This window comes from Nonomuraea sp. NPDC051941, assembly GCF_044593615.1.
In genome coordinates this window covers 32,597-47,183 of the sequence record NZ_JBIUCF010000057.1, presented here as the reverse complement: position 1 = coordinate 47,183, position 14,587 = coordinate 32,597, and the positions used below count along the sequence as shown (strand labels likewise).

At 71.0% G+C, this 14,587-nt stretch carries 13 protein-coding genes; 6 read left to right on the top strand and 7 right to left on the bottom strand.

Annotated features, from left to right (window positions below):
• Nucleotides 1-20: 20 nt before the first annotated feature.
• Nucleotides 21-1,490 (bottom strand): aldehyde dehydrogenase family protein, encoded by a 1,470-nt coding sequence (locus ACIHFD_RS56750; RefSeq protein ID WP_397373987.1) that lies wholly within the window; start codon nt 1,488-1,490, stop codon nt 21-23.
• Nucleotides 1,491-1,602: 112 nt separating this feature from the next.
• Here ACIHFD_RS56750 and ACIHFD_RS56745 point away from each other — a divergent pair, with 112 nt between their 5' ends.
• A complete protein-coding gene (locus ACIHFD_RS56745) occupies nt 1,603-3,369 on the top strand; it encodes a helix-turn-helix domain-containing protein (protein ID WP_397373986.1) in 1,767 nt (588 codons plus the stop codon).
• 42 nt (nt 3,370-3,411) lie between these two features.
• Here the strand turns inward: ACIHFD_RS56745 and ACIHFD_RS56740 are convergent, their stop codons facing one another.
• Together ACIHFD_RS56740 and ACIHFD_RS56735 are read right to left on the bottom strand one after the other, a co-directional pair.
• Nucleotides 3,412-4,701: a glycoside hydrolase family 30 beta sandwich domain-containing protein gene (locus ACIHFD_RS56740; protein WP_397373985.1), complete on the bottom strand. Its 1,290-nt coding sequence runs from the start codon at nt 4,699-4,701 to the stop codon at nt 3,412-3,414.
• 318 nt (nt 4,702-5,019) lie between these two features.
• Nucleotides 5,020-5,640, bottom strand: a complete 621-nt coding sequence (locus ACIHFD_RS56735) for a TetR family transcriptional regulator (RefSeq protein ID WP_397373984.1) — start codon at nt 5,638-5,640, stop codon at nt 5,020-5,022.
• A 107-nt stretch (nt 5,641-5,747) separates the two neighbouring features.
• On the opposite strand from ACIHFD_RS56735, the gene ACIHFD_RS56730 reads away from it, so the two are divergent.
• Nucleotides 5,748-6,710 (top strand): aldo/keto reductase, encoded by a 963-nt coding sequence (locus ACIHFD_RS56730; RefSeq protein ID WP_355211658.1) that lies wholly within the window; start codon nt 5,748-5,750, stop codon nt 6,708-6,710.
• 140 nt (nt 6,711-6,850) lie between these two features.
• On the opposite strand, the gene ACIHFD_RS56725 is transcribed toward ACIHFD_RS56730, so the two are convergent.
• The 4 genes from ACIHFD_RS56725 to ACIHFD_RS56710 all read right to left on the bottom strand — a co-directional run bounded on the left by ACIHFD_RS56725 (nt 6,851) and on the right by ACIHFD_RS56710 (nt 10,820).
• Entirely contained in the window at nt 6,851-8,113 is a 1,263-nt protein-coding gene (locus ACIHFD_RS56725) for an alpha/beta fold hydrolase (RefSeq protein WP_397373983.1), read from the bottom strand.
• Between the two features lie 27 nt (nt 8,114-8,140).
• Nucleotides 8,141-9,184, bottom strand: coding sequence for an aldo/keto reductase (locus ACIHFD_RS56720; protein WP_397373982.1), 1,044 nt, complete (start codon nt 9,182-9,184; stop codon nt 8,141-8,143).
• Nucleotides 9,184-10,074: an alpha/beta hydrolase gene (locus ACIHFD_RS56715; RefSeq protein ID WP_397373981.1), complete on the bottom strand. Its 891-nt coding sequence runs from the start codon at nt 10,072-10,074 to the stop codon at nt 9,184-9,186. The genes ACIHFD_RS56720 and ACIHFD_RS56715 overlap by 1 nt, the downstream gene beginning before the upstream one ends.
• Nucleotides 10,075-10,214: 140 nt before the next feature.
• Entirely contained in the window at nt 10,215-10,820 is a 606-nt protein-coding gene (locus ACIHFD_RS56710; RefSeq protein WP_355211647.1) for a response regulator transcription factor, read from the bottom strand.
• A 114-nt stretch (nt 10,821-10,934) separates the two neighbouring features.
• On the opposite strand from ACIHFD_RS56710, the gene ACIHFD_RS56705 reads away from it, so the two are divergent.
• The 4 genes from ACIHFD_RS56705 (at nt 10,935) to ACIHFD_RS56690 (ending at nt 14,513) form a co-directional block, all read left to right on the top strand.
• The gene (locus tag ACIHFD_RS56705) at nt 10,935-12,761 is read left to right on the top strand and encodes a sensor histidine kinase (RefSeq protein ID WP_397373980.1); all 1,827 of its coding nucleotides are present in this window, start codon (nt 10,935-10,937) and stop codon (nt 12,759-12,761) included.
• 18 nt (nt 12,762-12,779) lie between these two features.
• The gene (locus ACIHFD_RS56700) at nt 12,780-13,202 is read left to right on the top strand and encodes a hypothetical protein (protein ID WP_397373979.1); all 423 of its coding nucleotides are present in this window, start codon (nt 12,780-12,782) and stop codon (nt 13,200-13,202) included.
• A gap of 79 nt (nt 13,203-13,281) precedes the next feature.
• Nucleotides 13,282-13,857 (top strand): ArsR/SmtB family transcription factor, encoded by a 576-nt coding sequence (locus ACIHFD_RS56695; RefSeq protein WP_397373978.1) that lies wholly within the window; start codon nt 13,282-13,284, stop codon nt 13,855-13,857.
• Entirely contained in the window at nt 13,854-14,513 is a 660-nt protein-coding gene (locus ACIHFD_RS56690; protein ID WP_397373977.1) for an SRPBCC domain-containing protein, read from the top strand. The genes ACIHFD_RS56695 and ACIHFD_RS56690 overlap by 4 nt, the downstream gene beginning before the upstream one ends.
• Nucleotides 14,514-14,587 lie beyond the last annotated feature (74 nt).

Here is a 14,587-nt window from a genome sequence, read left to right as displayed (position 1 = left end):
CTTGGCCGGGGGTGCGGAGGTCAGTTGAGGCGGCCGGGCGTGTCCGCGCCGTACCAGTCGACGTCGTCGGGCGCGGTGCGGGCCACGACGGTCTTGATCCAGGTGAAGTCGTCGAAGGACTCGGCGCCCGCGTCGCGGCCGGTGCCGGACTCCTTGATCCCGCCCCAGGGCAGCGAGGGCTCCAGGCGGTGGTGGTCGTTGACCCAGACCATCCCGGCCGCGATCCGGTCCGCGACGCGGTGTCCGCGGGCAAGGTCGCGGGTCCAGACGCCGGCGCCGAGGCCGTACCGGTTGTCGTTGGCCTTCGCGACGGCGTCGGCCTCGTCCTCGAACGGCACGACGACGGCGACCGGGCCGAAGATCTCCTCCTGCGCCACCCGCATGTCGTTCGAGGCGCCGGCCAGGACGGTGGGGCGGACGAAGAAGCCGCCGCTCAGCGGCTCGGGCAGATCGGGGACGCCGCCGCCCGCGACGAGCCGCGCGCCCTCCTGCACGCCCACGGCGATCATCCGCAGGACCTTGTCCCGTTGCGCGGCGCTCACCATCGGGCCGAGCTGGGTGCGAGCGTCGGACGGGGCGCCGATCCGGATCGCCTCGGCACGGCGGGCCAGTGCCGAGACGAAGCGGTCGTAGACGCTTCGCTGCACGAGGAACCGGGATCCGGCCACGCAGGACTGGCCTGCCGCGACGAAGGCCGCGAACGCCGCGCCCTCCGCGGCCACCTCGGGATCGACGTCGTCGAAGACCACGATCGGCGTCTTGCCGCCGAGCTCGGCGGTGACGCGCGCGAACCGCGCCGCGGTCGCCACGGCGGCGGCGCGCCCGGCCTCGGTGCCGCCGGTCAACGTGATCTTGGCGATGTCCGGGTGTCCGGTGAGCCGCTCACCGACCTCGCGACCGCCGGTCACGACGGTGACCACGTCCTCCGGCAGGCCCGCCTTGTGCAGGAGGCCGACCAGTTCGAGCGTGGACAGAGGGGTCAGTTCGGACGGCTTCACCACGACCGTGTTGCCCGTGGCCAGGGCGGCGGAGAGGCTGCGCGCCAGGATGAGCAGCGGGTGGTTGAAGGGCGTGATGATGCCGCAGACGCCCAGCGGCGCCCTGCGCTGGTAGGTGAGGTAAGGGCCGTCGGACGGCAGCACCGCGTCGCGCTGTGCGGCGAGCAGGCCGGCGTTGTAGCGGAACCACTCGGGGACCCGGGAGAGCTGGGCGCGCGTCTCGGTGACCGGCCGGCCGTTGTTGCGGGTCTCCAGCCGGTACAGCGACTCCGTGGCTTCCTCGATCACGTCGGCCGCGCGGAGCAGCAGCCGGCCCCGCCGGCTCCGGGTCAGCGCCGGCCACGGCCCGTCCAGGAACGCCGCCCGCGCCCGGCGGATCACCGCGTCGACCTCGCCGGGAGTGCTGTCCGGCACCGTACGGATCACGGCGCCGGTGGCCGGATCGATGATCGGCCGGTCCCTGGGTTCCTCGGGGGAGTTCGACAGTGCCATGACCTCCGGTGGTGCGACTTCGATGAACTCAGTGTTACGGCGAAGTGTCGCCACGGCCATGTTCGAAGTGACACTGTTTCCGACATGAAGTGTTGGGCTGTACATTCACGGCATGGACGGCGGAGATGCCACGGAGCTGCGCAGCTGGCTGGCGGCGGTCAGCGCCCTGACGGCTGCGGTCAACGCCGGCAGGGGGCTGCGGGACGTCCTCGACCTCGTCGCCGCGACCGCCCGGGAGCTGCTCGGGCTCGACTTCTGCGGCGTGCTCGTGCCGGACCCCGCGGAGCGGAACCTCGTGATCGCCGGCTGGAGCGGGCTCACCGAGGAGTATGTCGCCCGGGTCAACTCCGACCGGCCGGTCCGGCTGGAGGCCGGCGCGTCCGGCGGCGCCCCGTCCAGCCGGGCGTACCGGTCGGGCCGGCCGTGCGCGGTCGCCGACATCTCCCTCGAGCCCGACTTCATCTGGGGCGGCGTCGCCCGCGAGCAGGGCTACCGGTCCATGCTGTCGGTCCCCCTGGTCACCGCCTCCGGCGTGATCGGCACGTTGAACAGCTATCGCTCGGCCGTGCACGAGTTCGGCCCCGAGGAGATCGACCGGCTGCAGTTGCTCGCCGAGCACGCGGCCCTCGCCATCACCTCGGCACGGGTGCTGGACGATCTGCGCGACCAGCGCGACCTCGTGATGCGCTCGGAGAAGATCCACGAACGCCTGCTGCGCGTCGCCGTACGCGCGGGCGGGGTCGAGGGCATCGCCGGCGCCCTGCACGATCTTCTCGGCGCTCCGGTGCTGGTCCAGGGCGTGCGCGGCGAGGTCCTCGCCCAGGCCGGAGGTCCGCCCGCTCCGGAGGACCTCCTCAAGGCCGGAGCCGGCCGGCGCGCTCCGGAGGCCGGGCTCGTCGGCGAGCAGGGCCCGCACGTCGTCGCCGACGTCGTCCTCGAAGGGGAGGTGGCCGCCCGGGTCTGGGTTCCCGGCAGGGCCGGCGACCTCGCACCTCTGGACCGCCGGGCCCTCGAGCACGCCTCCATCGTGCTGTCCCTCGAACTCCTGCGCCGGCGCACCGCCCTTGAGGTCGAGCAGAACCTGCGCGGCGACCTCCTCGCCGACCTCCTCGCCGGCGCCGACCCCATGTCACCCTCCGTACGCGACCGCGCCGGCCTGCTCGGCCACGATCTCGTCCGAGACCATCTCACCCTGGTCGCGCAGGTGACCACGGGCGGGGGCCCGGCTCCGGCGGGCGCCGTCCAGCGCGCGCTGACCGAGGCCGTCGCGCTCGCGTCCGGTGTGCGTCCCCGACCGCTCGTCGCGGTTTACCGCGACGTCATCGTCGCCCTGTGGCCCGTCGTCGCAACCGGCCCCGCGGCCGGCAGACCCGCCGCCGACGCGCTCCGGCGGAGCGTGCGTTCTGCCCGCGGGGTCGACGACGCCACCGTCGCCGTGTCCGACCCGGCCCAGCGCGACCTCCTGAACGCTTACCGCACGGCACGCGGCGCGCTCACTGTCGCCGGCCATGCCGGGCGGAGCGGCAGCACGATCACCCTCGACGATCTCGGCGTCGCGGGGCTTCTCCTGCAACTCGGCGATCCCGTGCGGCTGCGGGCGTACGCCGACCGTACGCTCGGCGCCCTGCTCAGGTACGACCACGACCACGGAGCCGCGCTGCTGCGGACCCTGCGCACCTACCTCGACTCGGGCGTGGACCGCCACCTGACGGCCCGCGCCCTCACCCTGCACCCGAACACCGTGAGCCAGCGCCTTCGCCGCATCGAAGCCCTCACCGGCCTCGACCTCCGCTCGTCCCAGGCAGTGGTCGACGCCCGTGCCGCCCTCATCGTGCTCGACGTGGCAGAAGGAACCGACGCCGCGCACGACCGGGTGTGAGCCTGCCTCCCGGCTTGGCGTCGGTCCCGCCGATCGTCCGGGTCACGCGGTCACGAAGGTCATCACGCTTCGAGCGGGAAGCGTGACGGTGAAGGAACCGTTCGACACGCCGGCCGTGCCCTGGGGTGCGACGTTCCTGCCCGCGTCGGTCAGCCAGGAGGAGACCCTGGACGCGGTGCTGTTCCTCAGGGTGAACTGCTGGCTCACCGCGGAGGTCCCCTTGTTGATGGCGACCACGACGATCGTGGAGCTGCCACCCCGGTACGCCGACACGTAGAGGTTCGACGCCGGGCTCGCCGTCGCCTCGATCCGCACATACCCGGGGCGGACGAACCTGGCGAAGTGCGCCATGTTGGCGCCGCGCTTGCTGATCTGGCCGTCCTCACGCATGGGGCCGTAGCCGCGCCGGATGTACCACCAGATGTACGCCTGGAACTCCGCCTCCACCATGGCGCGGTGGAGGTGCTCCCCCACGTCGAGCGCCTGAGGCCAGAGGTCCGCCGAATCGGAGCTGTTGGGGTAGTAGACCTCGGTCATCCAGAGTTCTTTGCCCGCGCCCTTCTGCTTGAAGAGGGGATAGGGGAAGTTCGCGAACGATGTGCCGTAGAGGTGCGCCCCGATGATGTCCACGTTGGCGAGCGCCGTGGAGTCGCTGAGGATCGGGTCCGACATGTTCTTCAGGTACTGGAAGGACTCGGGCGCGATGACCCTGGTGCCGATCGAGCCGGCGTTCTCCCGAAGGAACCGCACCATTTCGGTGGGAGTCCACCACGTCCAGTCATGCGCGTAATCGGGCTCGTTCTGCACCGATATGCCGTACAGATTCACCCCGTTGTTCCGCAGGTAGGTGGTGAAGTCGTTCAGGTGCTGGGCGTAGGCGCCGTACATGTCGTATCTGAGTCGCCTGGCGTTGGTCTGACTGCCACGGACGAAGGTCTCGACCATGCGGGCGGGGGGATTCCACGGCGACGCGATGACGGCCGCCCCGAGCTCGCTCGCGCGCCTGGCCGTCGCCAGATCACGGCCCCAGTCCGCCTGGTTCTCGGGGACGGGGATCCTCAGCACGGAGAAGCCCAGCCGGCCCTCGCCGGTGCCGAACGCCGTGTCCCGCTGGGCAGCCGTCAGGTCGCCGATCCAGGCCGTGTGGGTCATGCCGCCGAAGCCCCGTATCGTCTGCCGCTGCACCGACGCATCGATGACCGCAGCGGCGGCAGCCATCGCGGCCGGTGTCGCGGCCGCGAGGACCGGCAGGGCCCCCATGGTCGCCAGGACGGCTCTCCGGCTCAGCGATCGCCGCTCGCCGCCGACGGGCTCGTTCCGACCTTGCGTCATGTCTCCTCCTCGTGGCTGTTGGTGCCGAGCCTTTTGGGAGCGCTCCCACTTTCGGAATGCGCCTCGGCCCGGCATCGGCAGCAAGAGTGTCCAGAGTCGCTGATTTCCCGCGTACGGCCTGCGCTGATTGTTCGCGCTAACATCTCTGCAGGAACGTAAAGCCCTTACTGCGACCCGTCAACCGGAGCGGCGGCACGGCCCTTCCCGCAGGCGACAAATTAACTCCTTATCCGCCGCAAATTACGCAGTTTCCGACGGGTGAATTCTGTGAAACTTTCACTTACGCGGACAATGCGGCGCGGGCCGCCGGCAGGCACGTCAGCCGGCCGTCGGGGCCTCTGTCCGTTCGCGGGAGCTGGCGGGCGGGAAGAGCGTGGCGACGGCGCGGATGACGGCGGCGCGGCGGGCGGCCGGGCTGGGGTCGGCGGCGGTACGTGGGGCGACGGCGCCGAGTTCGGTCTGGTCGATCCAGGTCATGGCGATCTGGACGACCAGCGCCATGATGTCGATGGGATCCCAGGCGGGATCGAGATCACCGTTGGCCTGGGCGGCCCGGATTTTTTCGATCTTGGCGGGGAGCGTGCGCAGGACGGCGCCGGTGTAGGGGGTCTCACTGGGTGCGGCGGCCCGTTCCAGACGGCCCCAGAGGATGAACCGGTGCCGGTCGGGGTTCGCGGTGAAGTAGTCGAACAGCTGACCGGCGTAGGAGGGCAGGTCGGCGGGGTCCAGGTGGGCGGCGTCGGCGGCGGCGACGAGTTCGGCGGAGGCGACGTGCTCGTACAGCCCTTCCTTGCTGCGGAAGTAGGCGTAGACGCGTTCCTTGCTGGTGCTGGCGGCCTTGGCGATCCGGTCGACGCGGGCGCCGGCGATCCCGTGCTGGGCGAACTCCGCGCGGGCGGCGGCGATGATCCGGTCGTGGGTGGAATCGGTGCTGGCCATGCCCCAACTTTAGTCAACCGAACCGTTCGGTTTGACCTCGCCGATCCGGCGAGTAGTGTGAGAAGCGTTCATACCAAACGGTTTGGTTTGATTTTGGAGGGATTGCTGTGCAGGAGCGCACTCTTGGCCGTCAGGGTCTGGCCGCCTCAGCCATCGGCTTCGGGTCGATGGGCATCTCCTTCGCCTACGGGCCCGCCGACGAGACCGGCGGGGCGGCCTCGATCCAGCGGGCCCACGAACTGGGCGTCACCCACTTCGACACCGCGGAGCTGTACGGGTGGGGCGAGAACGAGAAGCTGGTCGGCAAGACCGTCGCGGCGTTCCGGGACGAGATCACCATCGCCACCAAGTTCGGGTTCACCCGCGACTACGGCACCGACTCCCGTCCCGAGCACATCCGCGAGGTGCTCGACAACAGCCTGCGCCACCTCGGCGTGGACCACGTGGACGTGCTCTACCAGCACCGGGTCGACCCGAAGGTGCCGATCGAGGACGTCGCCGGGGCCGTCGGGGAGCTGATCGAGGCCGGGAAGGTGAAGTACCTCGGCCTGTCCGAGGCAGGGCCGGAGACGATCCGCAAGGCCCACGCCGTGCAGCCGGTGTCGGTCCTGCAGACCGAGTACTCGCTGTTCGAGCGGGACGTGGAGCAGCTGTTCCCGACGCTGCGGGAGCTGGGGATCGGGTTCGTCGCCTACTCCCCTCTGGGCCGCGGCTTCCTGACCGGCACCGCCCAGCCCGCCGGATCCTACGACCAGGGCGACATGCGCAACCGCGACCTGCGCTGGCAGCCGGGCAACTTCGAGAAGAACGTCGAGGCCGTACGGCAGCTGTCGGAGCTCGCCGCCGGCAAGGGCGCCACCGTCGCCCAGCTCGCTCTGGCGTGGATCCTCGCCCAGGGCGAGGACATCGTGCCGATCCCGGGCACCCGCACCCCCGAGCGAGTGGAGGAGAACACCGCCGCCGCCGACCTCGTCCTCACCCCCGCCGACCTGGACGCCATCGCGGCGATCCTGCCCACCGGCGGCTTCGGCGGCCGCTACGCCGAGGCCTCCCTCCCCACCTGGGTCTGAACCCCGGCCTCCGCAGCCACCCGGGGCCCGCACGGCGTGCGGCGTCGGCGTCGAAGAGCCCGCGCCACACGCGGGTCCTCGGGTTCTCGCCGCGACGGTGAGCGGCCGGGCCGGGCAGGCCCGCGGGCACTCGCAGGGCTTCAGCGGGCGGCGAAGCGGGCCCCGACCCAGGCGAGGATGTCGGCCATCGCGCCGTCGTCGATCCCGGTCGCGGCACCGTAGGTGTCGTGCTCCAGGCCGTCGTAGACCCGGTAGGTGACCTGGGTGCCGGTGCCGCGGAGTTCGCCGGCGACCTTGGTGTTGACCGATTCGGGGGTGACGGTGTCCGCGCCGCCCTGCAGGAACAGCACCGGTCCTGCGACGCGCTTCTGGCCGACGCTGTTGTCGCGCAGGTATCGGGTGAAGCGCGGGTCGCCGGAGTAGCCCGGCTGGATCAGTGCCGGTCCGGTCAGATCCGCGTACACCGCGGTGGCCACACCCAGGCAGCCGTTCCGGGCACCGTCCATGCGGGCCACGGCGACCGGGGTCAGCAGGCGTCCGACGTCGATCGCCGGGTCGCTGTACGCGGCGCCCTGGGCCAGCAGCGGGGCGAATCCGCCGTACGGGACGGTCGTGGCGACGTGGGCGGCCAGGGTGGGCAGGTCGGCGGCGGGCGAGGTGACGACCACGCCCCGGTAGCCCGGCACCGGGCGGGTCAGCTGGCGTTCGGCGAAGGCGAGTGCGGCGCCGCCGCCCTGCGAGTGGCCCCACAGCACCCACTCGCCCGACAGGCCTGGCACCGCCTGGCGCGCGGACCGTACCGCACCGGCGATGTCCTCCGCCGCGGCGGCCTTGTTCAGCAGTTCCGGACGGCCGGTCGTGCCCAGGCCCGCGTAGTCCGGGGCGACCACCGCGTACCCCTGCTCCAGGAACCGGACCATCTGGTTGCCGTGGTAGAGGTCGCGCATCAGCGACGGCGCGCAGCCCGCCGCGATGCCGCTGGCACCGTGCGCGTCCACGACCACCTTCCAGCCACCGGCCGGACGCGGGCGGTCCTGCGGCACCAGGACGACGCCGGAGGCCGCCACGTCCCGGCCCCGGGAGGTACGGGAGTGGTACAGCACGCGGACGGCTTCGACCGGCTTGTCCTCCACCACGTAGTCGGAGGTGGTCTCCGCGCGGATCAGGGTCCCGCCCGGCGCCCACGGCAGCGGGTCGGGCGCATCGTAGAAGGCGGTGCGAGGCAGGGCGTTCTGCCGCTGGGCGGCCCAGGCCCAGTCGATCTGGCAGGCCTGGTCGCAATCGTCGGCGTTCGCGCCGGTAGTGGGCCCGGTGGCAGGCACGGTGGCCAGGACGGCACCGACCGCGGCGGCCAGGGAGAGCCGGCGGACGCCGGTCAGCAGGGCATGACGAACAGACCTCATGGGAGGCTCCTCTTCATTGGGGATCGGTCAGCGGGAACGAACGGGACCTGCCGCGTGGCGGCCGTCGACCTGCTTCCCGCTGGGTCCATAGACGAAGTCGGCCGTGGTGTCCAGGATGAACTCCATCGGGAAGCCCAGCTCGATCGCGGCGGCCTCCTCCAGCCGGTTCACCGCCTCTCCGGGCAGGTCCAGGTCGATCGCGGCGAGGTTGTCGGTCAGCTGGTCCAGGGTGCGGGCGCCGAGGATCGGGTGGATCCAGGGCCGGTGCGCTCGCGTCCAGGCGATGGCGACCTGCGACGAGGAGACGCCGAGTTCGTCGGCCACGGCGTCCACCGTACGGGCGACGGCCAGGTCGCGCTCGGAGACGGTGGCCCGCTCGACCCGGGAGGGGCCCTCGGCGCCGCTCCTGGTGAACTTGCCCGACAGGACGCCTCCGGCCAGCGGCGACCACGCGGCCACCGACAGTTCCAGGGCGGCGGCCATGGGCAGCAGTTCCCGCTCGATGTCGCGTTTGACAAGGCTGTAGGGCAATTGGAGGCCGGCGAACGGGGTCCACCCGCGGAACTCGGCGATGGTGTTCGCCTGGGCGATCAGCCAGGCGGGCGCGTCGGAGATCCCGACGTACAGCACCTTGCCCGCCCGTACGAGATCGTCGAGGGCCCGCATGGTCTCCTCGACGGGCGTGTTGGGATCCCAGATGTGCACCCACAGGAGGTCGAGGTAGTCGGTGCCCAGCCGCTGCAGGCTGGCCTCGACCGAACGGACCAGGTTCTTCCGGTGGTTGCCGCTGGCGTTGGGGTCGGTGCCGTCCATGGTCAGGGTGTACTTCGTGGCCAGCACGAAGCGGTCGCGGTCGGAGCCGAGCAGTTCTCCGACGATCCGCTCGCTGCTGCCCTCGGTGTACCGGTTGGCGGTGTCGATCACGTTCCCGCCCGCTTCGGCGTAGGCGGTGAACATCTTGCGGCACTCCTCGACGGAGGCGCCCCACCCCCACTCTTGTCCGAAGGTCATCGTTCCCAGGAACATGTCCGACACCCGCAGACCGGTGCGGCCGAGCAGTCGGTAACGCATCACATGCTCCTGTCGAAGAACGAAACGGTCCAATCAATGGCAGGGATTACGTAACGGTCGTCGTCGTACAACTCGATGTGGTTGCCGGTGTCGAGCAGGAAGAGTTCCTTGGGCTCGGGCGCCGCCGCGAAGGCGGCCTGCGCGTCGGCCACGGGAATGGCCTGGTCGCCGGTGCCGTGCACGATCAGCAGAGGAGCGGAGACCAGCGGCAGGTAGGAGTCGACGTCCAGCGCCAGCTCCTGCAGCACCGACAGCGCGGTGCAGCGGTTCTCCCAGCCGGGCCGGGCCCCTCGCTCCGTCCCGTAGTACTCGAACGGTTCCGGGCCGGGGTTCCCCGCGGGCATGCCTTCGGGGTTGACGGCGGGCCAGTACTCGATCTCGCCGGTGTCGGACTGCCGCTGCGCTATCTGCGCGAACTGGGCCATCAGCGCCGCGAAGTTCTCCGCGCCGAACCGGTCACGGATCAGCCCGGGGTTGTTGTAGGCGGCCGCGATCAACGCGACGGCCTTGACCCGGGGGTCGAACGCGGCGAGCTGCACCGAGTAGATCCCGCCCAGGCACACCCCGCACAGCGCGATCTTGTCGGGGTCGACCTCCGGCCGGGAGCCCAGGAAGCTGACCGCGTTGCGCAGATCCGAGACCTTCGCGGAGGCGTCCTCGTGCTGACGCGGTTCGCCCTCGCTGTCACCCCAGTTGCGGTGGTCGAAGGCCAGGGCCACATATCCACGCTGCGCGAACCGCTCCGCGTAGTAACCGGTGACCTGGTCCCTCACCCCGGAGAACGGGCCGGTCAGCACCACCGCGCCGCGGCCGGTCCCGGGCTCGGGCAGGTGAAGGTCGCCGGTCAGCCGGTACCCGTCGCTGCCGAACTCGACCTTTTCCATCGACATCAGGAATCTCCTTCACGCTCACGCAGGCGCTTGCGGGCGCCGTGCGAACTGCCGGAGAGGAGATTTTCAAATCTGACGGGTCGCTCGATAGCGTGTCCGTCACCTGTTGAGATGTGAATTTTTCATAGCGACGGGCGGCCTCAGATCCAGCCCGCCTCGGTCGCGATTCTGATGGCGTCGACGCGATTGCGAGCGTCCAGTTTCGCCGCCGCGGACGTGAGGTAGTTGCGGACGGTCCCGGGGGTGAGGAAGAGCTGTTCGGCGATCTCCCCAGGGGAGGCGCCCGTGGCCGACAGGCGCAGCACCATCGTCTCCCGCTGCGACATGGGACTTGCCGACGCCTCCAGCGCCGCTGCCGTGAGCGCCGGGTCCAGCACCCGGCCGCCCGAGGCCACGGTCCTGATCGCACCGGTCAGCTCGGCGTGCCGTACGTCCTTGGGCAGGAACCCCGCCACCTGAGCGGCGAGCGCCCGGCGGAGCTGGCCCGGCCGGTTCAGACCGGTCAGGATCAGCACCCGGCACCCGGGCAGCCGCTCGCGGAGCCGTTCGGCGGCGGTCAGGCCGTCCACCTCGGGCAGGTCGATGTCGAGCACGGCCACGTCAGGCCGGACCTCCAGCGCGGTCGGCACGATGAGCGCGCCAGAGGCGAGCTCCGCCACCACCTGGAGGTCGTCTTCCAAGGACAGCAGCCCCACCAGCGCCGAACGCAGCAGCTCCACGTCCTCGGCGAGCAGAATCCTGATCACGCCGAACAGTATCACCAGGCCTTCCGGCAGCCGGGTGTGGTGCCAGGCAGGTGGTACCGGATGATTGGTCCCACTAATCTCCATTTTCCCGACGCGGCAGTGAAGGACGACCCGGTGGACGACGAGTTGGACGACACTCGGGATACGCGGCTGCGGTTGGTGCGCGCGATGATGTGGGCCGCCCTCGGCCTGATCATGACCTTCCGGCTGATGGTGGCGTTGGAGGAAGGGCTGGCGTGGCCGGTCGTGCTCGTCACGATGGCTCCCTATCCGCCGCTGGTGGCGTTGCTGGCCGGGCCGCATCGCCTCCGGGTCCGCAACGGCCTGCTGGCGGCGCTGGTGATCCTGTACGCCGTGCCGTTCGCCGTCGCGGGCACGCACTGGGAGTGGCTGCCGTGGCCGCTGGCGGTCGCGGTGCTGTGCTCCTTCCGGGGGCGGGTGGCCTGGCCGCTGTTCGGGCTCCTCCTGGTCGCCACGGGCGTGGCCGGATTGTGGGCCGGCGACGACGTGCTGACGACGATCATGAGAACGCTGAAGACCGCCACCAACGGTCTGATCGTCTTCGGCCTGTACGCCCTGACGGTGATGGCGGCCAGGCTCGACGCGGCGCGCGGGGATCTGGCGCGGTTGGAGCTGCAGCGGGAACGGCGACGGCTCGGCGGCGAACTGGGCGCGGTCGTCGGCGAGCACCTGCGAGCGGTCTCGGAGCGGCTCGCGCAAGCCGTCGACGCCGAACCGGAGATCGCACGCGACCGGCTCCACGTGGCCGTCGGCGCCGCCCGGCAGGCGCTGGCCGACATCCGTGCCACGGCCGCCGGCTACCGCGTCTCGCCCCCTCTGCCGCCGCCGATCGAGTCGCCGAAGGTGGCGCGCCTCATGCTGGCCGCGCTGATCGCCTGCCAGGCCGCGCTTCACGCGGTCGTCTCCGTCATGACCTACCACCGGCCGTGGACCCTGCTCCTGACGGTGCCGTTGATGTGCGCGGCCGGAGTGATCCTGCTGCTGATGAAGCCGTCACGCAGGCAGATGATCCTTCTCGGGCTGCTGCTGGGTGTCCCCGTCATACCGTTCGGCTACCTGCTCTGGGAGCTCGTCTTCCTCACCTGCCTGTGGCCCTTCTTCCTCGGGCTGGTGCTCACCCGCATGCGGCCGCCGCGCTCCCTGGTCCTCACCGGTGTGGCGGTGGCGCTGTACATCACGCTCCTCTTCTACCCGCCGCCGGTACCCAACCTGGCGGGGATGGCGGCGAACCTGATATCCCTGACCATCCTCACCTGGGTCTCCTACGGTTTGATCCGGCTGTCGAATCTGGTGGTCCTGCTGCACCAGGCCGAACGGGACCTGACCCGTGAAGCCCTCATCCAGGAGCGCACCCGGGTCGCCCGCGACCTGCACGACCTGCTGTCCTTCAGCCTGTCGGCGGTGGCGCTCAAGGGAGAGCTGTGCGAGCGGTTGCTGGACATCGACCCGGTACGCGCCCGCGCCGAACTGGCCGCACTGCCCGAACTGGTCGAGCGCGCACGGGCCGAACTGGAGTCAGTGGCCCACGCGACCGTGGGGCTGAGCCTTGACCAGGAACTGGCCGCGGCGCACACCGTCCTGGAGACCGCCGGGATCCGGACCGTCGCCACCGTCGAGACCGGACCCCTGCCACCCGAGGTGGACACGGCGATGGCCGCGGCATTGCGCGAGGCGGTCACCAACGTCGTACGGCACAGCACCGCCCGAACCTGCACCATCACCATCGTCTCCGTGGGCCACACGGTCCGGCTGCGCGTCGTCAACGACGGAGCCGCCGAAGCCCCGCCCTCAGCCCCGCGACCGGGCCCCGGCGGATCAGGGCTGACCGGCCTGGCCGAACGCACCGGAGGCCGGCTCACCGCCGGATCGCAAAGGGGCGGCCGCTTCGAACTGGTCGCCGAATTCGCCACGGGCCCTTAGCTTGCGTTTTAGGGGATCATGCGGTGGTCTTCTTGGGTACGGGGTGAGGTCGAGCTTGGCCGCGGCGGCCAGCCCGTCGTGGGCGAGGCCGACGGCCATCCCCTGATCGCGCAGCCCTTCGGCGACCACCTCGGCCAGGGCGTGATCGTCTTCGACGACGAGGACCCTCATGCCGCCACCGCCACCCTGGCAACCGGAAGCGTGATCGACACGCGTAGGCCACCCCCGTGCCGGGCGAGCAGCGCGAGCCGGCCCCCGTGCGCGGCGGCGCCCGCCACCGCATCCGACGGCACGCCGTACGGCCAGCCGAATGTGATCGATCAGGGGCCGGGCATGAGCGCGGCCGACCGCACCCGCGCCTTCGACCGGTTCTGGCGCGCCCTCGGCACCACCCACCACGACGGCACCGGCCTGGGACTGCCCGGCATACGCACCCGTTGAGGTCCTGCGCGGCTCGTGCTCGCCCGGGAGCTCGTCGGAGGCATTTGACAAACGGAATTTTCAAATCCACTATGCGTTTATGGGTGCGGAACTCGACGTGGTACGCGGATCGCTGTCACCGCTGCGCAAGCGGGTGCTGGAGGAACTTCGCGAGCCGGCATCTGCCACGACGGTCGCCGCGCGGCTGGGGGAAACCCGGCAGCGGGTCAACTACCACCTCCGCGAGCTGGAGAAGGCCGGGCTGGTCGAGGTGGTGGAGCTGCGTCAGCGGCGCGGCCGCCAGGAGCGGATCGTGCGCGCGACCGCGCGGACCGTGGTGGTGGCGCCGGAGGTGGTCGGCGCGCCCTCTCCCGGCGAGCAGGACCGTTTCGCGGCCGACACGCTCCTGGCCGTGACCGCCCGCACGTTCGGCGACGTGGCCGAGATGCGCGAGCGGGCCGCGCGGGAGGGCAAGCGGCTGGTCACCTTCACCATCGAGACCGACGTGGGCTTCGCCGAACCGGCCGACATCAGCCGGTTCGCCACCGACCTGGCCGCCCGCGTGGCCGACCTGGTGGCCTCCTACGACTCACCCGAGGCGACTCGCCGGTACCGCCTCATCATCGGCGGCCATCCCACGCCCGTAAGCGATCAAGAACGAGAGGACAGGCCATGAATCACCAGAAGCGTCCGTTGGTCGAGCTGACCGTCGACGCGCGCCAGGACGCGGTCTGGCGTGCCGTCAGCACGCCGGAGGGATTGCACGAGTGGTTCGGCTACGACTACGACGCGAGCCACACCGCTCCGGCCAGGCCTGCCACGGGCCTGGCGGAGGAGATCCGGTCCTTCGTCGACGACTCCGAGCTGCATCCGCCCGAGCGGGTCGCCTTCGACGACGGCACCGAGCTGACCTTGACCGCCGACGGTACGCGCACGGTGGTCCGGCTCGTGGTGCCCAGCCTGGAAAGCGCGGACTGGCAGGACCTGTACGGCGGAGTCGCCGAGGGATGGCGGTTCTACCTGGAGCAGCTCCGCTTCTACTTGGACAGAGCTCCGTCGGGGCGCCGCCGTACCATCTACCTGGCAGGCCAGGCCACCGGGGCGCAGGTGATCGAGATCATCGGCCCGGGCACCCGCTGGCACGGGGCCGGCATCGTGAACGACGAGGGCCACCTCGTCTCGGTCGGCGCCGACCCCGCCGATCCCCAACCTGCCCAGGTCAACGTCATCGTCAGCACCTACGGCCTGGACGACGGCGACTTCGCCGCACTACGCGACCGGTGGGCCGCCCGCTGGCAGGCGAACGTCAAGGACCCCGAGGTCATCCCGTAACGCCGGGGAGTCGAGAGGACCAGGCCGCCGCTGCACCACCGCGAGCGAGAACGACAGCAACCCGCCCACGATTA